Origin of the sequence: Ruminococcus sp. AF31-8BH (assembly GCF_003460605.1) — a bacterium.
GTDB lineage: Bacteria > Bacillota > Clostridia > Lachnospirales > Lachnospiraceae > Blautia_A > Blautia_A acetigignens.
In genome coordinates, this window is record NZ_QTVN01000052.1 from 1 (window position 1) to 651 (window position 651).

Consider the following 651-nt stretch of genomic DNA (forward strand, 5'->3'; position numbering starts at 1 on the left):
GGTGAGAGATACGAGCAAGAAAATCAAAGCAGTAAAACGCTCAAAAGGCATGAATGGCAAGCCCATCACAAGCAAGCCTGTGTATGGCTACCTCATGGACGAGGATGAAAATTTCATTATTGACGAGGAAGCTGCACCCGTAGTCAAGCAGATATACAACCTCTGTCTTGCCGGGAATGGTCCGACCAAGATAGCCCGTATGCTCACAGAGCAGCAAATCCCCACGCCGGGAACGCTTGAATACCGCAGGACGGGCAGCACCCGCCGCTACCACCCCGGCTATGAGTGCAAGTGGGCGACCAATACCGTAGTGCATATCCTTGAAAACCGGGAATACACAGGCTGTCTGGTAAATTTCAAGACAGAAAAACTTTCTTACAAAGTCAAGCACAGTGTAGAAAATCCCCCGGAAAAGCAAGTGATTTTCGAGAACCACCACGAGCCTATCATAGACACCCAAACATGGGAACGGGTGCAGGAGCTTCGCAAACAGCGCAAACGCCCAAACCGCTATGATGAAGTGGGTTTGTTCTCCGGCATACTGTTCTGTGCGGACTGCGGCAGCGTGATGTATCAGCAGCGATACCAGACGGACAAGCGCAAGCAGGACTGTTATATCTGCGGCAACTACAAGAAACGCACCCATGACTG

1 protein-coding gene is annotated in these 651 nt (G+C 51.0%); it reads left to right on the forward strand.

What is annotated here, in order from left to right:
- Positions 1 to 651 (forward strand): recombinase family protein (locus DWZ38_RS21955; protein ID WP_178105411.1); only part of this gene is annotated, 651 nt, incomplete at both ends.